Source organism: Variovorax sp. GW821-FHT09B01 (assembly GCF_059418345.1).
This window is the reverse complement of record NZ_JBWKPQ010000041.1, coordinates 1-18,081: the sequence shown is the minus strand read 5'-3', so window position 1 is coordinate 18,081 and position 18,081 is coordinate 1. Positions and strand designations below refer to the sequence as shown.

Annotated in this window: 21 protein-coding genes, 3 tRNA genes and 1 pseudogene; 20 read left to right on the top strand and 5 right to left on the bottom strand. The window is 70.1% G+C overall.

Annotated features, from left to right (window positions below; all coding sequences use genetic code 11):
* Positions 1-2 precede the first annotated feature (2 nt).
* Positions 3-1,202 (top strand): type II secretion system inner membrane protein GspF, encoded by a 1,200-nt coding sequence (gene gspF, locus AC07RV_RS44600; protein ID WP_208508309.1) that lies wholly within the window; start codon positions 3-5, stop codon positions 1,200-1,202.
* Positions 1,203-1,216: 14 nt separating this feature from the next.
* On the opposite strand, the gene AC07RV_RS44595 is transcribed toward gspF, so the two are convergent.
* From AC07RV_RS44595 to AC07RV_RS44585, 3 genes are read right to left on the bottom strand one after another with little or no spacing between them, the layout of a single operon-like run.
* Positions 1,217-1,906 carry a type II secretion system protein GspJ gene (locus AC07RV_RS44595; RefSeq protein WP_296787434.1) on the bottom strand — a complete coding sequence of 230 codons (690 nt, stop codon included), beginning with the start codon at positions 1,904-1,906 and terminating at the stop codon, positions 1,217-1,219.
* On the bottom strand, positions 1,903-2,316 hold the full coding sequence (gene gspI / locus AC07RV_RS44590; protein WP_208512695.1) for a type II secretion system minor pseudopilin GspI: 414 nt from the start codon (positions 2,314-2,316) through the stop codon (positions 1,903-1,905). Before gspI ends, AC07RV_RS44595 begins: the two co-directional genes overlap by 4 nt.
* A 3-nt stretch (positions 2,317-2,319) precedes the next feature.
* Positions 2,320-2,805 (bottom strand): prepilin-type N-terminal cleavage/methylation domain-containing protein, encoded by a 486-nt coding sequence (locus AC07RV_RS44585; RefSeq protein ID WP_296787432.1) that lies wholly within the window; start codon positions 2,803-2,805, stop codon positions 2,320-2,322.
* Positions 2,806-2,974: 169 nt separating this feature from the next.
* On the opposite strand from AC07RV_RS44585, the gene AC07RV_RS44580 reads away from it, so the two are divergent.
* The 5 genes from AC07RV_RS44580 to AC07RV_RS44560 all read left to right on the top strand — a co-directional run bounded on the left by AC07RV_RS44580 (position 2,975) and on the right by AC07RV_RS44560 (position 6,812).
* Positions 2,975-3,433 (top strand): hypothetical protein, encoded by a 459-nt coding sequence (locus AC07RV_RS44580; protein ID WP_296787430.1) that lies wholly within the window; start codon positions 2,975-2,977, stop codon positions 3,431-3,433.
* A 195-nt stretch (positions 3,434-3,628) separates the two neighbouring features.
* Positions 3,629-4,261, top strand: a complete 633-nt coding sequence (locus AC07RV_RS44575; protein WP_208513375.1) for a transposase — start codon at positions 3,629-3,631, stop codon at positions 4,259-4,261.
* Positions 4,262-4,525: 264 nt separating this feature from the next.
* A complete protein-coding gene (locus AC07RV_RS44570) occupies positions 4,526-5,179 on the top strand; it encodes a TonB C-terminal domain-containing protein (protein ID WP_208513374.1) in 654 nt (217 codons plus the stop codon).
* Entirely contained in the window at positions 5,176-5,691 is a 516-nt protein-coding gene (locus tag AC07RV_RS44565; protein WP_296787427.1) for an RNA polymerase sigma factor, read from the top strand. The genes AC07RV_RS44570 and AC07RV_RS44565 overlap by 4 nt, the downstream gene beginning before the upstream one ends.
* Before the next feature lie 134 nt (positions 5,692-5,825).
* Entirely contained in the window at positions 5,826-6,812 is a 987-nt protein-coding gene (locus AC07RV_RS44560; RefSeq protein ID WP_296787426.1) for a FecR family protein, read from the top strand.
* Between the two features lie 36 nt (positions 6,813-6,848).
* Here the strand turns inward: AC07RV_RS44560 and AC07RV_RS44555 are convergent, their stop codons facing one another.
* The gene (locus tag AC07RV_RS44555) at positions 6,849-7,754 is read right to left on the bottom strand and encodes a LysR substrate-binding domain-containing protein (RefSeq protein ID WP_296787424.1); all 906 of its coding nucleotides are present in this window, start codon (positions 7,752-7,754) and stop codon (positions 6,849-6,851) included.
* Positions 7,755-7,863: 109 nt separating this feature from the next.
* Here AC07RV_RS44555 and AC07RV_RS44550 point away from each other — a divergent pair, with 109 nt between their 5' ends.
* Positions 7,864-8,853 carry an ornithine cyclodeaminase family protein gene (locus AC07RV_RS44550; protein ID WP_296787422.1) on the top strand — a complete coding sequence of 330 codons (990 nt, stop codon included), beginning with the start codon at positions 7,864-7,866 and terminating at the stop codon, positions 8,851-8,853.
* 55 nt (positions 8,854-8,908) lie between these two features.
* On the top strand, positions 8,909-9,637 hold the full coding sequence (gene gph / locus AC07RV_RS44545; protein WP_296787420.1) for a phosphoglycolate phosphatase: 729 nt from the start codon (positions 8,909-8,911) through the stop codon (positions 9,635-9,637).
* A gap of 15 nt (positions 9,638-9,652) precedes the next feature.
* Here gph and AC07RV_RS44540 read toward each other — a convergent pair whose 3' ends face one another.
* A complete protein-coding gene (locus AC07RV_RS44540; RefSeq protein WP_296787451.1) occupies positions 9,653-10,231 on the bottom strand; it encodes a chalcone isomerase family protein in 579 nt (192 codons plus the stop codon).
* 393 nt (positions 10,232-10,624) lie between these two features.
* Here AC07RV_RS44540 and trpE point away from each other — a divergent pair, with 393 nt between their 5' ends.
* The 12 genes and pseudogenes from trpE to AC07RV_RS44480 all read left to right on the top strand — a co-directional run.
* Entirely contained in the window at positions 10,625-12,127 is a 1,503-nt protein-coding gene (trpE, locus tag AC07RV_RS44535) for an anthranilate synthase component I (RefSeq protein WP_208513368.1), read from the top strand.
* Positions 12,124-12,516: a GxxExxY protein gene (locus tag AC07RV_RS44530; protein ID WP_209542402.1), complete on the top strand. Its 393-nt coding sequence runs from the start codon at positions 12,124-12,126 to the stop codon at positions 12,514-12,516. Before trpE ends, AC07RV_RS44530 begins: the two co-directional genes overlap by 4 nt.
* Entirely contained in the window at positions 12,513-13,097 is a 585-nt protein-coding gene (locus tag AC07RV_RS44525; protein ID WP_057597579.1) for an anthranilate synthase component II, read from the top strand. Before AC07RV_RS44530 ends, AC07RV_RS44525 begins: the two co-directional genes overlap by 4 nt.
* Before the next feature lie 4 nt (positions 13,098-13,101).
* Positions 13,102-14,160 (top strand): low-specificity L-threonine aldolase, encoded by a 1,059-nt coding sequence (ltaE, locus tag AC07RV_RS44520; RefSeq protein ID WP_296787417.1) that lies wholly within the window; start codon positions 13,102-13,104, stop codon positions 14,158-14,160.
* Positions 14,161-14,187: 27 nt separating this feature from the next.
* A complete protein-coding gene (locus AC07RV_RS44515) occupies positions 14,188-14,847 on the top strand; it encodes a LysE family translocator (protein WP_296787416.1) in 660 nt (219 codons plus the stop codon).
* 21 nt (positions 14,848-14,868) lie between these two features.
* Positions 14,869-15,891, top strand: coding sequence for an anthranilate phosphoribosyltransferase (gene trpD, locus AC07RV_RS44510; RefSeq protein ID WP_203204166.1), 1,023 nt, complete (start codon positions 14,869-14,871; stop codon positions 15,889-15,891).
* 29 nt (positions 15,892-15,920) lie between these two features.
* On the top strand, positions 15,921-16,721 hold the full coding sequence (trpC, locus tag AC07RV_RS44505) for an indole-3-glycerol phosphate synthase TrpC (RefSeq protein WP_296787412.1): 801 nt from the start codon (positions 15,921-15,923) through the stop codon (positions 16,719-16,721).
* A gap of 61 nt (positions 16,722-16,782) precedes the next feature.
* Positions 16,783-17,490, top strand: coding sequence for a uracil-DNA glycosylase (locus AC07RV_RS44500; protein WP_296787410.1), 708 nt, complete (start codon positions 16,783-16,785; stop codon positions 17,488-17,490).
* Positions 17,491-17,600: 110 nt separating this feature from the next.
* Positions 17,601-17,686: transfer RNA gene (locus AC07RV_RS44495), tRNA-Tyr, on the top strand.
* A gap of 65 nt (positions 17,687-17,751) precedes the next feature.
* Positions 17,752-17,825 (top strand) — tRNA-Gly (locus AC07RV_RS44490).
* 31 nt (positions 17,826-17,856) lie between these two features.
* Positions 17,857-17,931, top strand: a tRNA-Thr gene (locus AC07RV_RS44485).
* A gap of 78 nt (positions 17,932-18,009) precedes the next feature.
* Positions 18,010-18,081 (top strand): annotated as a pseudogene (locus AC07RV_RS44480) (GTP-binding protein); the annotation flags it as partial.

Below are 18,081 nucleotides of genomic sequence, written 5' to 3'. Positions count from 1 at the left end.
CCATGCCACGCTTTCATTTCGAGGCCGCCAACGCGGGCGGACAGATCCAGGCCGGCACGATGGAGGCCGAGTCGCAGCGTGCCGTGCGGCTGCAGTTGCGCGAACGCGGGCTGACCGCGCTGGGCGTGCACGAGGTGGCGGGCGGCGGCGGCTCGTGGTTCGGGCCGCGATTGAGCGCCACCGACCTGCTGTGGGCCACGCGCGAACTCGCGAGCCTGCTGGGCGCGCGCCTGCCCCTGGAGTCGGCCCTGATGGCCACCATCGAGCAGGCCGAGCAGAAGGTGGTGGCCGAGGCGCTGAGCGCGGTGTGCAACCACGTGCGCGGCGGCATGCGGCTGGCCGATGCGCTGGGCGAGCGGCCGCGCGACTTTCCCGCGATCTACCGCGCGCTGATCGGCGCCGGCGAGGACTCGGGCGAGCTGGCGCGCGTGATGGAGCGGCTGGCCGACTACCTCGAGGGCCGCGACAACCTGCGCAGCAAGATGCTCACCGCCTTCATCTATCCCGGCGTGGTGGCCTTCGTCTCGGTGTGCATCGTGATCTTCCTGCTCGGCTACGTGGTGCCGCAGGTGGTCAGCGCGTTCTCGCAGGCGCGGCAGGAACTGCCGCTGCTGACGCGCGTGATGCTGGGCGCGAGCGGCTACGTGCGCGAATGGGGATGGCTCACGGCGCTGGTGCTGGGCGCGGCCTTCGCGCTGTGGCGCTGGTCGCTGCGCGACGATGCGGCGCGGCTTCGCTGGCACGGTTTCCTCCTGCGCGTGCCGATGGTGGGCAAGTACGTGCTGGGCGTGAATACCGCGCGCTTCGCCTCGACCCTGGCGATCCTGATGGACGCGGGCGTGCCCTTGCTGCGCTCGCTCGATGCCGCGCGCGAGACCATGGGCAACGACCGGCTCAAGCAGTGCGCGGCCGACACCGCCGCGCGCGTGCGCGAGGGCGCGCCGCTGGCCTCGGCGCTGCGCGTGCAGAAGGTGTTTCCCTCCAACCTGATCCACCTGGTGGCGAGCGGCGAGAAGACCGGCGCGCTCGCGCCCATGCTCGAGCGCGCGGCCGCCAATCTCTCGCGCGACCTCGAGCGCCGCGCCACGCGGCTGACGGCGCTGCTCGAGCCGCTGATGATCCTCGGCATGGGCGCGGTGGTGATGCTGATCGTGCTCGCGGTGATGCTGCCGATCATGGAGATCAACCAGATGGTGAAGTAGGGCGCGGCAGGCGCTCAGTCCAGCGCGATGACGCGGCGGTAGCGCAGCGCCGGCCCCGTGTCGGCGCGGACGCCCAGCGTGACCTCGAGCCCGGACGCCGCCGTGCGCGCCGCACCGCTGGCCGGCAGCGGACGCCAGCCCTGCTCGGGCTCCCACGCGCGCATCTCGAAGAAGGCGATGCCCTCGAGCACCGCGACGCGGTCGGCGGCCTGCGGCGCGGGCAGCGGATAACCATCGGCCGCCACGCCGGCCGCGCGGTAGAGCGTGCCCGCCTGCAGCCACCACTGCACGCGCTGCCAGCGCCCCGGCGCGGCGGGCGCGGCGCGCACCAGCTCGAGCAGGAACGGTCCCTGGCCCGAGCGCCGCGCCTCCATGCCCGGGGGCAACAGCGGCAGCGGCAAGGGCGGCGGCGCGCCGCCGGCGGCCGCGGGCGCATCGTCGGGAGGCGGCGCGGCGTCGGCAGGCGAGGGCAGCTCGGTGGTGGTGCGCCATGTGAGGTCGCGCTCGATCTGCTGCAGCGCGCGCGCGAGCCGCGCGGCATCTTCCGCGCGCTCGCGCAACTGGGTGTCGGCGCGGCTCATGCTGTCGAGGCCGCGCCATGCGATCAGGCTCAGCACCGCCATGATCGCGATCGCGATCATCGCTTCGATCAGCGTGAAGCCCGCGGTACGCGGCGTCGCCCGGGACCGGCGCGCGGCTCTCATCGGCGGCTCTCGGGCAGCCGCGACTGCAGGCTGGCCAGGCTGCGGTCGCTGTCGCGGCCCAGGTAGACGTCGACCGCGACGGCGCGCATGCCGTCTCGCGACGGCGCGATCTGCACCCGGCAGACGAAGGCCAGCTCGCCCTGCGGGCAATCGACCTGGCGCAGGCCGGGCGGCGGCAGCGATCCGATGCGCAGTTCGGCCAGGCTGTTCTGCGCCGACAGCAGCGCGAGCGACTGCCGCTCGAGATGGCCCTGGTTGCCGACGGTCTGGCTGGTGATGCGCACGAAGGCCGCGAGCGCGATGCTGATGATCGCCAGCGCGACCAGCACCTCGATTAGCGTGAAGCCGCGGCCGGGCCGCCCTGCGCGAAGCCGAGGCGAAGGCCGGTGCGAAGCTCGGTGCGCGCCCATGCCTCACTGCACCCGGAAGCCGCCGGTGGCGTCGCGCACGATGGCGACGCGGTAGCGGCCGCTGCGCAGCTCGAGCGACCAGGGCGTGCCGATCCACTCGGAGGTCAGCAGCACCGGCGCCGCCGGCGAGACCTCGACGATGCCGGCGCGCCACCGGCGCGGACGCAGCGCGTCGTCGCGCACGAAGCGGTCGAGCTCGCCGCCGGTCGTGACGCCGGGCACCACGCTGCCCGGCGCGCTGGCCCAGGTGCCGCGCACGAACTGGTAGCCGTCGCCGCGCGCTTCCCAGGCGATCACGCGGCCGTCCACGTGCACCTCGTGCTGCGCGGTCGCGAGCCGCACCGCGAGTTCGCGCGCATCGAGGCGCAGGGGTTCGGCGGGATCGGGCGCGGCGCTCAGCGAGATCGCGGCCATCGCGATGCCGATGATGACCAGCACCACCATCACCTCGATCAGCGAGAAGCCCAACTGGCGGCGAAGCGGTTTCATACGAGGCGAAAACGCCATGGCTTGGGGCATGAAGGGACGCGCGGAGCGCGCGGTTCGCGGCGATGGTAGGCATCGAATGTGGCGTTGACATGAATTGCCAACATGCATCTGTTAAGACCGGTGGTTCCGCTGCGACCGCGCAGCGCCCGCACACGGAGGAATTGCACCGATGACCCGAACATGGCCAACGTGGAATGGACCGGCCTGGGCCGCGTCGCCGCGCACCGCGCATGCGCTGGGCGCGGCGCTCTTCATCGCCTGCGTGTGCCTCTGGGCCCATGCGCTGCATGTACCCGACGCGCCGGCGCCGCAGGCCCCGGTCGCCGCGGCGACGGCGGTGGGCGATCCCGCGGCCGAAGCGGTGGCCGGCTGGTTGCGTCCGGGGCCGCTGCGCCTGAACGTCACGGTGGTCGGACTGATGCGCCGGCACGATCGCGCGGTGGCGGTGCTGACCGTCAATGGCGCGCCGCCCAAGGCCTTCATGACCGGCGAGCGGCTGCTGCCCGACGTGCGGCTGGTGGCGATAGACGCCGACGCGGTGACCATCGAGCGCGCGGGCGCCACCACGCGCATCGTGGCGCCCGTGCTGCCCGACCCCGGCCCGCCGGGGATCGTCCGGGTCCGCTGAGGGGCCGTGCCTTTTTCCTGCGGGTTTGCCGATCGGCGCTCGTCTAGAGGAATCGGTGGGTGTCTCCCGGCCGGGAGGCGCCGATCGCCGCGCGCGGATCGTCCGCGTGCGATGTGGCGGTGTGGACGAGGAGTCTGGATGAAGAAAAAGAACCCAAGGGAAAAGTTCTCTTCTGGCCTTGCCAGGAGCGTATCGATGCAGACCCTGGACAAGGAGCTGTCCAGGCACGTGGAGGTCGCTCGAACCGAGCCGGTGCCGGTGGAGCGGTACGGCGTCCCCTGGGTGTGGATCGTGTCGCACCCGTTGTGGGTGGAGGTCGACCGCCTGCAGTCCTTCGTGCCCGACGACCATGCGCTGGTCGCGCTGCGCGAGGCCATCGACAGCACGCTGGCCTACGAGGGCACCGTCCTGAACGAACTCACGCGCGAATGCACGAGCGGCGTGGACGCGCGCGTGATCATGCGCGCCTGGCTGCTGCAGATCGTCTATTCGCTGGCCGACCCCAAGCGCGTGCGCGAGGGCCTGGGCTACAACATGCTGTGGCGCTGGTTCGTGGGCTTCCTGCTGCGCTCGGAGCCGCTGCCCGAGGCACGGGCCTTCATCCACGACATCCGCATGGTCAGCGCGCATCCGCAGGCGATCGACATCGTGCACCGCTGCCTCACGCACGGCGCGCTGGCGGACGTGGACACCGAGGAGTTCAGCATCAACTACGGGCTGCTGCACACGCTGCGCGCCCACCACCATCTCGAGGCGCGGCGCATGGAGGTGCCTGATCCCGTGCTGCGGACCCGGCGCGAGCACGGCGGCCAGGCGGTGGCGGGGTAGCGGGCGCCCGCGCGTCCCACCGTCCACCGCGTGCCGCCGCTGTCACATCGGTGCAACCTCGCGCGCCGATGCTGTGCGTTTTGCATAGGGTTCTCGTGCCGTGCTGACGCCAACCTCTGTTTCCCTGTCCGGTGCCCGGCATGCAGAACGCGGATCGCAGGGCGCCTGCGGTCGGGCATGGCGGGAGGGTGGACCGTGGGACGCGCCGTTGCGTGCGACCTGACGGACCGGTTGGCGGCTTGCGCTTGCGTACTGTGGATGGCGATGGCACCCGCCCTGGCATCGACGACCGCTGATCCCGTGGCCGCCGCCGTGCCGGCACCCGTGCAACCGCAGCCGTTGGCATTCGACATTCCCGCGCAGCCGCTGGCCTCCGCGCTGGAGCGCTACGCGGTGATCGCGGACCAGACCGTGCTGTTCAGCGATGCGCTGGTCGCGGGCCGCGTGTCGGCCCCGGTCCAGGGCCTGCACCTGCCGCGCGTGGCCCTGGCGGCGCTGCTCGAGGGCACCGGCCTGACGGCCGAGAACCCCGGCGGCAAGCTCCGCGACGCCTTCGTGCTGCGGCCGGTGCCGGTGGAGATCGGCGCCGTGCCGGCCATCGTGCCGGGGCTGGACCGGCGCTACGACGGCCTGGTCCAGACCCGGGTCTGGGAAGCGCTGTGCGCCGATGCGCGCACCGCGCCCGGCAACTACCGGGCCTCGCTGCGCCTCAACGTCGACGCCGAGGGCCGCCTCGAGGCGCCGCGCCTGATCGGCGCGACCGGCAATGCCGCGCGCGACCGGGCCATCGTCGCCGCGCTGAGCGGCCTGCGCATGGACCATCCGCCGCCGCCCGAGCTGCGCCAGCCGCTGCTGCTGGTCATCCTGCCGCGCGAGCGCGTGGCGGGGCGCGCCTGCGAAGCCGGAGCCGCGTCATGACCGGCAACGTGCTGCCGATCCTGCGCAGCGTGCTGGTGCAGCGCTACACGCAGATCAAGCAGAGCCTCTCGATCCAGCTCGGCAGCCCCGACCTGGCGGGCGACACCCTGCACGAGATCTGGCTGCGCCTGCAGCGCGACAGCCACCTCTCCGGCCCGGTGCTCAATCCGCAGGCCTACCTGGTGCGCATGGGCGTCAACCTCGCCATCGACATCCGGCGCAGCCAGAGCCGCATGCTGTCGGCCGAGGACGTGCAGGAGCTGATGGCCGTCATGCCCGACCCCGCGCCGGGCCCGGCCCAGGTGGCCGAGGCGCGCTCCGAACTCGAGGCGCTGAAGGCCGCGCTCGACGAGATGCCGGCGCGCCGGCGCGAGATCCTGCTGCTGGTGCGCTGGGAGCACTGGCCGCAGCGCGACGTGGCGAAGCGCCTCGGGATCTCGCTGCGCACCGTCGAAAGCGAGCTCAAGGCGGCCCAGGAGTACTGCGCGGCGCGGCTGCTGCGGCAGCCGTAGCAGGCCGGCATGACGGCCGTGCGATTTTTTTCAGCGGTTTTGCGGTCCGCCAATCGTCTGGTACTGAAGGACGGCCGCGGCAATGGCGCGCGGCCCTTCGCCCGGCCCGAGGTGGCCGCTTGAAAATCGATGCAATGACCACACCCGACGATCGCGGCAAGCTGCCTGATGTGCTCAAGGATGCGCAGGCCTGGGTGCGCAAGCTGGGTTCGGGCCGCGTCAGCGAATGGGAGGCGCAGGCGTTCCGGCACTGGCGCGATGCCGATCCCGCGCACCTCGCGGCCTTCCAGCAGGCCGCGCGCCAGTGGCAGCTGCTGGAGCGGGCCGCGAGCAGCGTGCTGAGCACCAACGCGGAGGCCGCGCGCCATCACCGCAGGACGCTCAACCGCACGCCGCTCGGCCGGCGCGCCTTCCTGGGCACGGCGCTCGGCGGAGCGGCGGTTGCGGGCATCGTCGCCTATTCGCCGCTGGGCATGTGGCCGGCCGCCGAACAGTGGGGCGCCGACTACCACACGGCCGTGGGCGAGCAGCGCGAGCTGTCGCTCGAGGAGCGCGTGAGGGTGACGATGAACACCCGCACCAGCCTGCGCCGGGTCAGCGACCAGGGCGAGAGCGTGGGCCTCGAGCTGCTCGACGGCGAGGCGGCGATCGAGGTCTCGGACGCGGCCAGGCGCTTTCGCGTGGAGGCCGGCGCGGGCCGCGCCGTCGCCACCGGCGCGGCGGGCTTCGAGGTCCGGTACCTCGACGGGCGCACCTGCGTCACCTGCCTGCACGGCCAGGTCGGCGTGGAGCATCCCGCGGGCCGGCGTCTGCTGCAGGCGCGGCAGCTGGCGCTGTACGACGGCCGCATGATCAGCGAGATCGCCAACGTCGATCCCGAGGGCGTCTCGGCCTGGCGCCGCGGCGAGATGGTGTTCCGGCAGACGCCGCTGCCCGTGGTGCTCGACGAGATCAACCGCTATCGCCCCGGGCGCGTGCTGCTGGTGGGCGAAACCCTGCGCGCGAAGACCGTGACCGCGCGCATCAAGGTCGCGGACATCGAGACCGCGCTGCTGCAGATCCAGCACAGCTTCGATCTGGTCGCGCGGACCTTTCCCGCGGGCGTGCTGGTGCTGAGTTGAGCGGCGGCGCATCGCGCGCCGCGGGACACGCCGTGCTCAGGCGAAGGGCGCGCTGGCCACCTCGTCCATGAGCCACTGCGTGAACGACTGCAGCGCCGCGCTCGGCGCGCGGTCCGCGGGACGCACGAGGTAGTAGGCGCTCCCCGGATCGACGGTGTGCGCGAACGGCGCTACCAGCAGTCCGGCATCGAGGTCCTCGCGCACCAGCGCCGTGAAGAACAGCGCGAAGCCATGGCCGTCGAGCGCGGTGCGGCGCAGCGCGTGGGAGTCGTCGATGCGGGTGGTGTCGAGCGGGCCCGCGTCCACGCCCGTGTCCACGCCCGCCGCCGCGAACCAGGCACTCCAGTGCGCGGCATCGAACTCGTGGAACAGGCGGCAGCCGCGCAGGTCGCGCGGCTTGATCTTGCGCGGCAGCGTGGCCAGGAAGGCCGGGCTGCACACGGGCGTGAGCGTGCCCGGCACGACCAGCCGGGCCTCGACGCCGGGCCAGCGCCCGTCGCCCCAGCCGATGCCGGCATCGACCGGATCGCGCAGGAAATCGGCGGGCTGGTAGGCGTGGTGCAGCTGCAGGTGCAGCCTCGGATGCCGCGCCCAGAGCCGCCCGAGGCGCGGCGTGAGCCAGCGCGCCGAGAAATACGGGGCGACGCTCAAGGTCAGCGTGTCGGGCCGCGCGGCGCGGCGCAGCCGGTCGATCGCGGCCTCGAGGCCCTGGAAGCCCTGGGCGCAATCGGCGCAGAGCTGGCGTCCCTCGGCCGTGAGCTCGATGCGGCGGTGCGAGCGCAGCACCAGCGGCATGCCGAGCTCGGCCTCGAGATGGCGCACATGGTGGCTCAGGGCCGATTGCGTGACGTGCAGTTCCTCGGCGGCGCGCTTGAAACTGCCGTGGCGGGCCACCGACTCGAAGGCGCGCAGCTTCGTGAGCAGGAACAGGGGCAGCGGCATGTTGGCGATGCTAGGAGTGAGTTTGCTTCACGTCAACGCAGAACGAATCAATTGAACGAAGCAAGGCGGCTTCGCAGAATTCCCCTTCACATCAATGAAGGAGATTCACATGAACAACCAGCCTGCCGCGTTCGAGATCGCGAAGGGACCGCGCCGCGTCATGACGCTGAGCGAAGCCGAGGTGGCGCGCCTTCTCGATCCGCGCGCACTGCTCGACGGCCTGGAGGATGGCTTTCGCGCGCTCGCGCGCGGCGAGGTGCAGTCGCCGGCGCGGCCCGAGCTCACGGTGCCGGGCCAGGGCTTCTCGCTCGCGATGCCGGCATGGCGCCCGGGCATGCAGATGGCGATCAAGGTGGTCAACGTCTTCGACGGCAACCTCGCGCTCGGGCTGCCGAACCACCTCGCGATGATCCTGCTGTTCGAGCCCGAGACGGGCATGGCCTCGTGCGTGATGGACGGCACCTTCATCACCGGCATCCGCACGGCCGCTTCGGCGGTGCTGTCGGCGCGGCTGCTGGCGCGCCCGGACGCGCGCGTCGCGACCATCGTGGGCGCGGGCGTGCAGGCGCGCGAGCACCTGCGGCTGCTGCCGCTGGTCCGCGACCTCGAGCGCATCCATGTCTGCGCGCTGCATCCCGAGGAGGCGCGGCGGCTCGCGGCGCGGCATCCGCTTGCGCGGGCCGGCGAGGACATCGAGGCGGCCGTGCGCGACTCGGACATCGTCTGCCTCGCGAGCCACAGCGCCCAGCCCGTGATCCGCCCCGAGTGGCTCAAGCCCGGCGCCCACGTGTCCTCGGTCGGCTACCACCCGCCGGCGGGCGAACTGCCGGTGGCGCTCGCGCGCGAGGCGCGCCTGTTCGTGGAGACGCTCGATGCCTTCGAGCCCGTGCCCGTGGGTTGCGCCGAGCTCGCGGGCTGCGACCGCCGGCGCGCGACCACGCTCGGCGAGGTCATGCTCGGCAGCGCACCGGGTCGGCGCGATGCGCGCGAGATCACGGTCTACAAAGCCATGGGCATCGCGATGGAGGACATGGTGGCGGCCAACCTGGCCCATGCGGCCGCGCTGCGCGAAGGCGGCGGTGCGGCGATGGCGTGGTGAGGAAGGTCGTCCGACCGCGGGGCTCTGTAAAGTCGCGGGCAGTCTTCGCAACGCCATGAGCCCTTCTTCCTTGAACTCCATCGATTTCGACCTCACCCGCTTCGACGCCGCCATCGTCGACCTCGACGGCACCACCATCGACACGCTCGGCGATTTCGCCGTGGCCCTGAACCGTATGCTCGAGGACCTCGGCCTCGCCGCGCTGCCGCGCGAGCGCATCGAACTGATGATCGGCAAGGGCTCGGAGCACCTGATCCTGTCGGCACTGCAGTACGTGGCCGCGGCGGGCGGTGCCGACGCACCCGCCGCCCTGGCGCGCGCGCAGGCGCAGTTCGACCGCGGCTGGGAGCGCTACCAGCACCACTACCTCGCGATCAACGGCCAGCATGCGTCGGTGTATCCGGGCGTGGTCGAGGGGCTGCAGGCGCTGCGCGACCGGGGGCTGAAGCTGGCCTGCCTCACGAACAAGCCGACCGCCTTCGCGCAGCCGCTGCTGGCCCAGAAGGGGCTCGACGGCTTTTTCGAGCGCGTGTTCGGCGGCGATGCCTTCGAGCGCAAGAAGCCCGATCCGCTGCCGCTCTTGAAGACCTGCGAAGCGCTGGGCACGCAGCCCGCGCGCACGCTGATGATCGGCGACTCGAGCAACGACGCGCGTGCCGCGCGTGCGGCCGGCTGCCCGGTGGTGCTGGTCAGCTACGGCTACAACCACGGCGAGCCGGTGCGCGCGGTCGATGCCGACGGCTTCGTCGATTCGCTGGCCGAACTGGCGGCGCCGCGCGCCTGAGGCGCTGGCCGCCGTTCAGGCCGGCTTGCCGAGCAGCGCGTCCTTGAGCTTCCAGTCGGCCGGGCTCGGGCCGAGCCAGATGCGCAGCAGCGCGTTGAAGAAGGCAGGCTCCTTCACGGGATCGGGCTGCGGCACGCCGCGCACCGTGATCAGCGTGCCGGTGCCGGGCAGCCAGTCGATGGTGAAGGTGTCGCCGGCCTTGAGCTGCTTCTGGTCGGCGAACATCTGGCCCATGCGCAAGAGGCCTGGGATCAACTGGCCCATCTCGCTCTTGGGCGAATTGTCCTCCACGCCCTTGATGAAGAGCTTGCCGAGCTCGTTGGCATCGATGTCGCGCAGCATGGTGATCGCCACGCGCTTCGGGCCGGGCACGGCCAGCGCCTCCTCGGTGGTCGAGGCCTTGCGGCCCATGTAGAGGCCGGCCGTGTAGACCTTGAGGATGGCCTTGTAGCGCACGCCGGCGCCATTGAGTTGCAGCGGCGTGCCGCGCAGCTCGAGGCTGTCCTCGAGCTTGACGCCCGCGACCTCGACCGGGGCGGCGCGCGCGGGCGCGGCGATGGCCAGCGCCGCCGCGAGACCGGCCAGCAGGAACAGGCGCGCGAGCGCCGGTGACACGAGCGGAAGTGCGGTCGAGCGTGCGGACAAGGCGGCCTCCTCTGGAATTTGCGAACGGTCGTGCGAATGTATCTTTTCGTTTTATCGCCCCGGCTCCGGACGAACCCTGAAGCGCAGGTTTGCGCGCGGCAGCGTTCTCGTGGGCTAAACTCCGGCCCTCATGTTCGTTCATCACATCCATCAGACAGGTGAAGGCAGCCGGGGAGCCTGGCCCTGGCGTACGCCATCGACGCTGCCTGTTTGATTGCACGGCGCACGCCGTGCGCCCGAGGTTCCGGATCGCCCCGACGCCGAACCAACCCCCTCTGTTTGTGAATGAGACCGCTCCCGGCCGATGAAAGCGCGCCGGGCCGGCTTTCCGGAGAACGACACGTGATCACCGAACTCGAATTCAAGAGCCTCAGCGCCCAGGGCTACAACCGCATCCCGCTGATGGCCGAGGCCTTTGCCGACCTCGAAACCCCCCTGTCCCTCTACCTCAAGCTGGCCCATTCGCAGGGCGGCGGCAAGCACAGCTTCCTGCTCGAATCGGTCGTGGGCGGCGAGCGCTTCGGCCGCTACAGCTTCATCGGCCTGCCGGCGCGCACCCTGCTGCGCGCCAGCGGCTTCGGCGCCGAAGCCGTCACCGAGGTCGTGACCGACGGCCAGGTGGTCGAGACCGCCGCGGGCAATCCGCTCGACTTCGTGGCGCAGTACCAGAAGCGCTTCAAGGTCGCGCTGCGGCCCGGGCTGCCGCGCTTCTGCGGCGGGCTGGCCGGCTACTTCGGCTACGACACGGTGCGCCACATCGAGCGCAAGCTCGAGAAGAGCTGCCCGCCCGACACGCTGGGCTGCCCCGACATCCTGCTGCTGCAGTGCGAGGAACTGGCGGTCATCGACAACCTCTCGGGCAAGCTCTACCTGATCGTCTATGCCGATCCCAAGCAGCCCGAGGCCTATGCCAACGCCAAGCGCCGGTTGCGCGAGCTCAAGGAAAAGCTCAAGTACTCGGTGAGCGCGCCGATCGTGAAGCCCACGCAGCCGCATCCGGCCGAGCGCAGCTTCGCCAAGGCCGACTACCTCGCGGCGGTGGAGCGCGCCAAGGAGATGATCGCCGCCGGCGACTTCATGCAGGTGCAGGTGGGCCAGCGCATCAGCAAGCGCTACACCGAGTCGCCGCTGTCGCTGTACCGCGCGCTGCGCTCGCTCAATCCCTCGCCCTACATGTACTACTACCACCTGGGCGACTTCCATGTGGTGGGCGCCTCGCCCGAGATCCTGGTGCGCCAGGAGCACACGGGCGAGGGCGAGCAGAAGATCACCATCCGCCCGCTGGCCGGCACGCGTCCGCGCGGCGCCTCGATCGAGCTCGACAAGGCGGCCGAGGTCGAACTCATCAACGACCCGAAGGAACGCGCCGAGCACGTGATGCTGATCGACCTCGCGCGCAACGACATCGGCCGCATCGCCAAGACCGGCACGGTGAAGGTGACGGAAGCCTTCGCGGTGGAGCGCTACAGCCACGTGATGCACATCGTGAGCAACGTCGAGGGCACGCTGAAGGACGGCATGACCGCCATCGACGTGCTCAAGGCCACCTTCCCGGCCGGCACGCTGACCGGCGCGCCCAAGGTGCATGCGATGGAACTGATCGACCAGCTCGAGCCCACCAAGCGCGGCCTGTACGGCGGCGCCTGCGGCTACATCAGCTACGCGGGCGACATGGACGTCGCGATCGCGATCCGCACCGGCATCGTGAAGGACCAGGTGCTGCACGTGCAGGCCGCGGCCGGCGTGGTGGCCGATTCGGTGCCCGAGCTCGAGTGGAAGGAAACCGAAGCCAAGGCGCGCGCGCTGCTGCGTGCCGCCGAACTGGTCGAGGAAGGCCTGGAATGAGCAACGCACCCGATATCCAGAACGATTTCTCGCACGAGATCATCGGCGCCGCCGTCGAGGTGCAGCGCGTGCTCGGCACCGGGCTCGACGAGCGTGCCTATGCCGCGGCGCTGGCGATCGAGCTCGCCGAGCGCGAGATCGGTTTCGCGCGCGACGTGCCGCTGTCGGCCAGCTACAAGGGCCGCTCGCTCGGCGAGGTCTACCGCGCGGGCTTCGTGATCGAGCAGTCGGTCATCGTCGAACTCAAGGCGGTCGACGCGCTGACCGACCTGCATCGCGCGCAGGTGCTGGCCGCGCTGCGCCTGTCGGGCCTCAAGCTGGGCCTCCTGATCAACTTCAACGTGTTCCCCGTCGTCAAGGGCGTGCACCGGATTGTGAGCAAGCCATGAAACTGCTGATGATCGACAACTACGATTCGTTCACCTACAACATCGTCCAGTACTTCGGCGAGCTGGGTGCCGACGTGCAGGTGCATCGCAACGACGAGATCACGGTTGCGCAGATCGGCGAGCTGATCGCCTCGGGCGTGACGCGGCTGGTGGTGTCGCCCGGGCCGTGCTCGCCGGCGGAAGCGGGCGTGTCGGTGGCGGCCATCGAGGCCTTCGCGGGCAAGCTGCCCATTCTCGGCGTGTGCCTCGGCCACCAGGCCATCGGCGCGGCCTTCGGCGGCAGGATCGTGCGCGCGCAGCAGCTCATGCATGGCAAGACCAGCGAGATCACGACCACGCAGGAGGGCGTGTTCGCGGGGCTGCCGAAGACCTTCGTCGTCAACCGCTACCACTCGCTGTCGATCGAGCGCGCGAGCTGCCCCGAGGCGCTGGCCGTCACGGCCTGGACCGACGACGGCGAGATCATGGGCGTGCGGCACACCGGGTACGCGCACGACGTGCGCATCGAAGGCGTGCAGTTCCACCCCGAATCGATACTCACCGAGCACGGCCACGCCATGCTCAAGAACTTCCTGGATTGAAGCCATGACCGACCGCACCGCCATCGTCGACCTGCGCAGCGACACCGTCACGCAACCCACGCCGGCGATGCGCGACGCCATGATGGCGGCGCCGCTGGGCGACGACGTCTTCGGCACCGACCCGAGCGTGAATGCGCTGCAGGAAAAGATCGCCGCGCTGCTGGGCTTCGAGGCGGCGCTGTTCGTGCCGACCGGCACGCAGAGCAACCTGAGCGCGATCCTCGCGCACTGCGGCCGTGGCGACGAGTACATCGTCGGCCAGATGGCGCATTGCTACCGCTGGGAAGGCGGCGGCGCGGCGGTGTTCGGCAGCGTGCAGCCGCAGCCGCTGGACCATGCGGCCGACGGCACGCTGCCGCTCGCGCAGATCGAGGCGGCGATCAAGCCCGACGACGCGCACTTCGCGCGCACCCGGCTGCTGGCGCTCGAGAACACGCTGGGCGGCAAGCTGCTGCCCTTCGACTACGTGCAGGCGGCGACCGAACTGGCCGCGCGCCACGGGCTGCAGCGGCACCTGGACGGCGCGCGGCTCTTCAACGCGGCGACCGCGCAGGCGGCGAAGAACGGAAGCACCGACGTGCGCGCCGAGGCGCGCCGCATCGCGCAGTGCTTCGACAGCGTGTCGGTGTGCTTCAGCAAGGGCCTGGGCGCGCCGATCGGCTCGGCGCTGGTCGGTTCGCGCGACTTCATCGCGCGCGCCCACCGCATCCGCAAGATGGCGGGCGGCGGCATGCGCCAGGCCGGGCTGCTGGCGGCCGCGGCCGCGCATGCGCTCGAGCACCACGTCGACCGGCTGGCCGACGACCATGCGCTGGCGCTGCGCCTCGCGCAGGGGCTCGCGGGCATCGAGGGGCTGAAGCTCGAGATGCCGCACACCAACATCGTCTTCGTCGACCTCGAGGGCGAGGCCAAGGCCCGCTCGGCGGGGCTGATCGAGAGCCTCGAGCGCCAGGGCATCCTGGCCACGGGCCTGTACCGCTTGCGCTTCGTGACGCACCTCGATGTCGATGCCGCCGGCGTCGACCGCGCGGTGGCCGCGATCCGGGCCTACTTCGCCGCCTGATTCGTCGTTCGAGGAGAGGAGAACGCCATGCCCGATCTTCCCCATCTGCTGGCCTTCATCGCGGCCGGCTGGCTGCTGAACCTGACGCCGGGGCCCGACGTGCTCTACGTGGTCACCAACTCGCTGCGCTCGGGTGTGCGCGCCGGCATCGTCGCCGGGCTCGGCATCACTGCCGGCTGCTTCGTCCACATCTTCGCGGCGGCCATCGGCGTCGGCACGCTGATGGCGACCTCGGCCGCGGCCTTCACGGCGCTCAAGTACATCGGCGCGGCCTACCTGCTGTACCTGGGCGTGCGCATGGTGCTGTCGCGCGCACCGGCACCGACCGACCTCGGCAAGGCCGCGGCAGCCGGCGCGGAACGCAGCCTCAAGGCGATCTTCCTCGGCGGCTTCTGGACCAACGTGCTCAACCCCAAGGTGGCGCTGTTCTTCCTGGCCTTCGTGCCGCAGTTCATCGCGCCCGGGGCCGACCACAAGGCGCTGTACTTCGTGCTGCTCGGCGTGCTGTTCAACCTCAACGCGATCCCCGTCAACGTGGGCTGGGCGCTGGCGGCGGGCTGGATGGCGCGCCGCGGCGCCGTGCAGAAGGGCATGCACTGGCTCGACCGCGCCGCCGGCGTTCTTTTCATCGGCTTCGGCCTCAAGCTCGCGTTCACCGACGCCCCCGCGGCGCGCATCGGCCGCTGATTCATCCCGAGGAGACTTTCCATGATCACCCCCCAGGAAGCGCTGCAGCGCACCATCGAGCACCGCGAAGTCTTCCACGACGAGATGCTGCACATCGTGCGGCTCATCATGAGCGGCGAGTGCTCGCCCGTGATGATGGCCGCGCTGATCACCGGGCTGCGCGTGAAGAAGGAAACCATCGGCGAGATCACCGCCGCCGCGCAGGTGATGCGCGAGGTGTCGACCAAGGTGGCGGTGGCCGACACCACGAACCTGGTCGACATCGTCGGCACCGGCGGCGACGGTTCGCACACCTTCAACATCTCGACCTGCTCGATGTTCGTCGCGGCCGCGGCCGGCGCCAAGGTCAGCAAGCACGGCGGGCGCAGCGTGTCGAGCAAGTCGGGCAGTGCCGACGTGCTGGAGTCGCTGGGCGTCAACATCAACCTCAAGCCCGAGCAGATCGCGCGCTCGATCGAGCAGTCGGGCATCGGCTTCATGTTCGCGCCGAACCATCATCCGGCCATGAAGAACGTGGCGCCGGTGCGCAAGGAACTCGGCATCAAGACCATCTTCAACATCCTGGGCCCGCTGACCAACCCGGCCGGTGCGCCCAACATCCTGATGGGCGTGTTCCATCCCGACCTGGTGGGCATCCAGGTGCGCGCGCTGCAGCGCCTGGGCACCGAGCATGCGATGGTGGTCTACGGCCGCGACGGCATGGACGAGATCTCGCTGGGCGCGGCCACGCTGGTGGGCGAGCTCAAGAACGGCGAGATCAGCGAGTACGAGCTGCATCCCGAGGACTTCGGCTTCCAGATGTCGAGCAACCGCGCGCTGCGCGTGGAGACGCCCGAGCAGTCGAAGGCGATGCTGCTCGGCGTGCTCGACAATCAGGCCGGCCCGGCGCTCGACATCGTGCTGCTCAACGCCGGTGCGGCGCTGTACGCGGCCAACGTGGTTGATTCGGTGGCCGCGGGCGTGACACGCTCGCGCGAGGCCATCGCCTCGGGCGCCGCCAAGGCCAAGCTCGCCGAGCTGGTGCGGGTCACCACCTCGGTCTGAGCCAGGAATCCAGGAGCAAGAGAGAAGCCATGTCCGACATCCTCGACAAGATCGTTGCCGTCAAGCACCAGGAAGTGGCCGCCGCGAAGCAGCGCAGCCCGCTGGAGGCGGTTCGCTTCGACGCCGAAAGCCGCGTGCTGACGCGCGATTTCGAAGGCGCGCTGCGCGCCAAGATCGCGGCCGGCCACGCCGCCGTGATCGCCGAAGTCAAGAAGGCCAGCCCGAGCAAGGGCGTGCTGCGCGCCGATTTCATTCCGGCCGACATCGCGCAGAGCTATGCCGAAGGCGACGGGAAGATCAGCGCGGCCTGCCTCTCGGTGCTGACCGACAAGCAGTTCTTCCAGGGCGGCATCGACTACCTGAAGCAGGCGCGTGCCTCGTGCGAGCTGCCGGTGCTGCGCAAGGACTTCATCGTCGATGCCTACCAGGTGTACGAATCGCGCGCGATCGGCGCCGACGCGATCCTGCTGATCGCCGCCTGCCTCGACGACGCGCAGATGAAGGATTTCGAAGCCATCGCGCACGGGCTGGGCATGGCGGTGCTGGTCGAGGTGCATGACGCGGCCGAGCTCGAGCGCGCGCTGCGCCTCAAGACCCCGCTGGTGGGCGTCAACAACCGCAACCTGCGCAATTTCGAGGTCTCGATCCAGGCCACCATCGGCCTGCTGCCGAGCCTGCCGAAGGAGCGCCTCGCGGTGACCGAATCGGGCATCGCCACGCGCGAGGACGTCGCCACGCTGCGCGCCGCGGGCGTGCATGCCTTCCTGGTCGGCGAGGCCTTCATGCGCGCCGAGGAACCTGGCGAAGCCCTCGCGGCGTTGTTCCAATGAGCGCCGCGCCGGGCCGCCCCAAGCAAGCTCGCACCGCAGTGCGCAGCACGGAGGTGTTCTCATGAGCCGCGCGGATCAGCTGTCGAGCAGCGATCCCGCCGACTGGCCGGTGGCGCCGGGCTGGCAGCCGCTGGTCGATGGCTTCTTCGGCGGTGCCGTGGGGCAGAAGCTGCAGGCCTTCCTGCGCGAACGGCTCGACGCGGGCACGGTGATCTTTCCGCCGCAGCCGCTGCGCGCGCTGGAGCTCACGCCGCCCGAGGACGTGCGTGTCGTGATCCTGGGCCAGGACCCGTACCACGGGCGCGGCCAGGCCGAGGGGCTGGCCTTCTCCGTGGCGCCCGGCGTGGCGCTGCCGCCGTCGCTGCGCAACATCTTCAAGGAGCTGCAGCGCGACCTCGGCACGCCGCCGCCGCCGTTCCCGAACCCGGGCGGCAGCCTGGTGAAGTGGGCGACGCATGGCGTGCTGCTGCTCAACACCTGCCTCACGGTCGAGGAGGCCCAGCCGGCCAGCCATTCGGGGCGCGGCTGGGAGGTGCTGACGGACGCCGTGATCCGCCATGTTTCCGATGGCGCGAAGCCTGTTGTTTTCATGCTATGGGGCTCGCACGCCCAGAGTAAGCGTGCGTTGATCGATGTTGGCCGCCATAAGGTGCTGATGTCGAATCATCCCTCGCCGCTGTCGGCGTTGCGACCGCCCGTGCCGTTCATCGGATGCGGACATTTCGGCGAAGCACGTGCCTGGCGTGAGGAGCACCAGAAGGGGGCCTGAAAATTCGCGGATAATCGCCCGCAGTTCATTCCTCGAACGGTTTCCCTCGCTCCTTTTGGTGCTCGGGTTTCTGCATGGTCACAAAACCGTGCTATATTTCGAGGTTCGCCGGAGAGGTGGCCGAGTGGTTAATGGCAGCAGACTGTAAATCTGCCCTCTAACGAGTACGCTGGTTCGAATCCAGCCCTCTCCACCAGCGATGAATTTGGTTTCTAAGAGCGATTGGATCTAGCGCTTTGGGTGCCTTGAAGTGCCCCCGATGCGGGAGTAGTTCAATGGTAGAACCCCAGCCTTCCAAGCTGATGACGCGGGTTCGATTCCCGTCTCCCGCTCCAGAGACCGAGTTTGATGCAGGTTTAGGCAAAAGCCCTTTTGGCTCAGTGGTAGAGCACTCCCTTGGTAAGGGAGAGGTCGCGGGTCCGATTCCCGCAAAGGGCACCAGTTTTTCCCAGGGGTTGCAAGAGCAGCGTTGCGACCTTATCTGCGTACGTTGATATCGTTTTTTTTCGGAGTCGAAAAATGGCAAAAGGTAAATTCACCCGCACGAAGCCGCACGTGAACGTGGGCACGATCGGTCACGTTGACCATGGC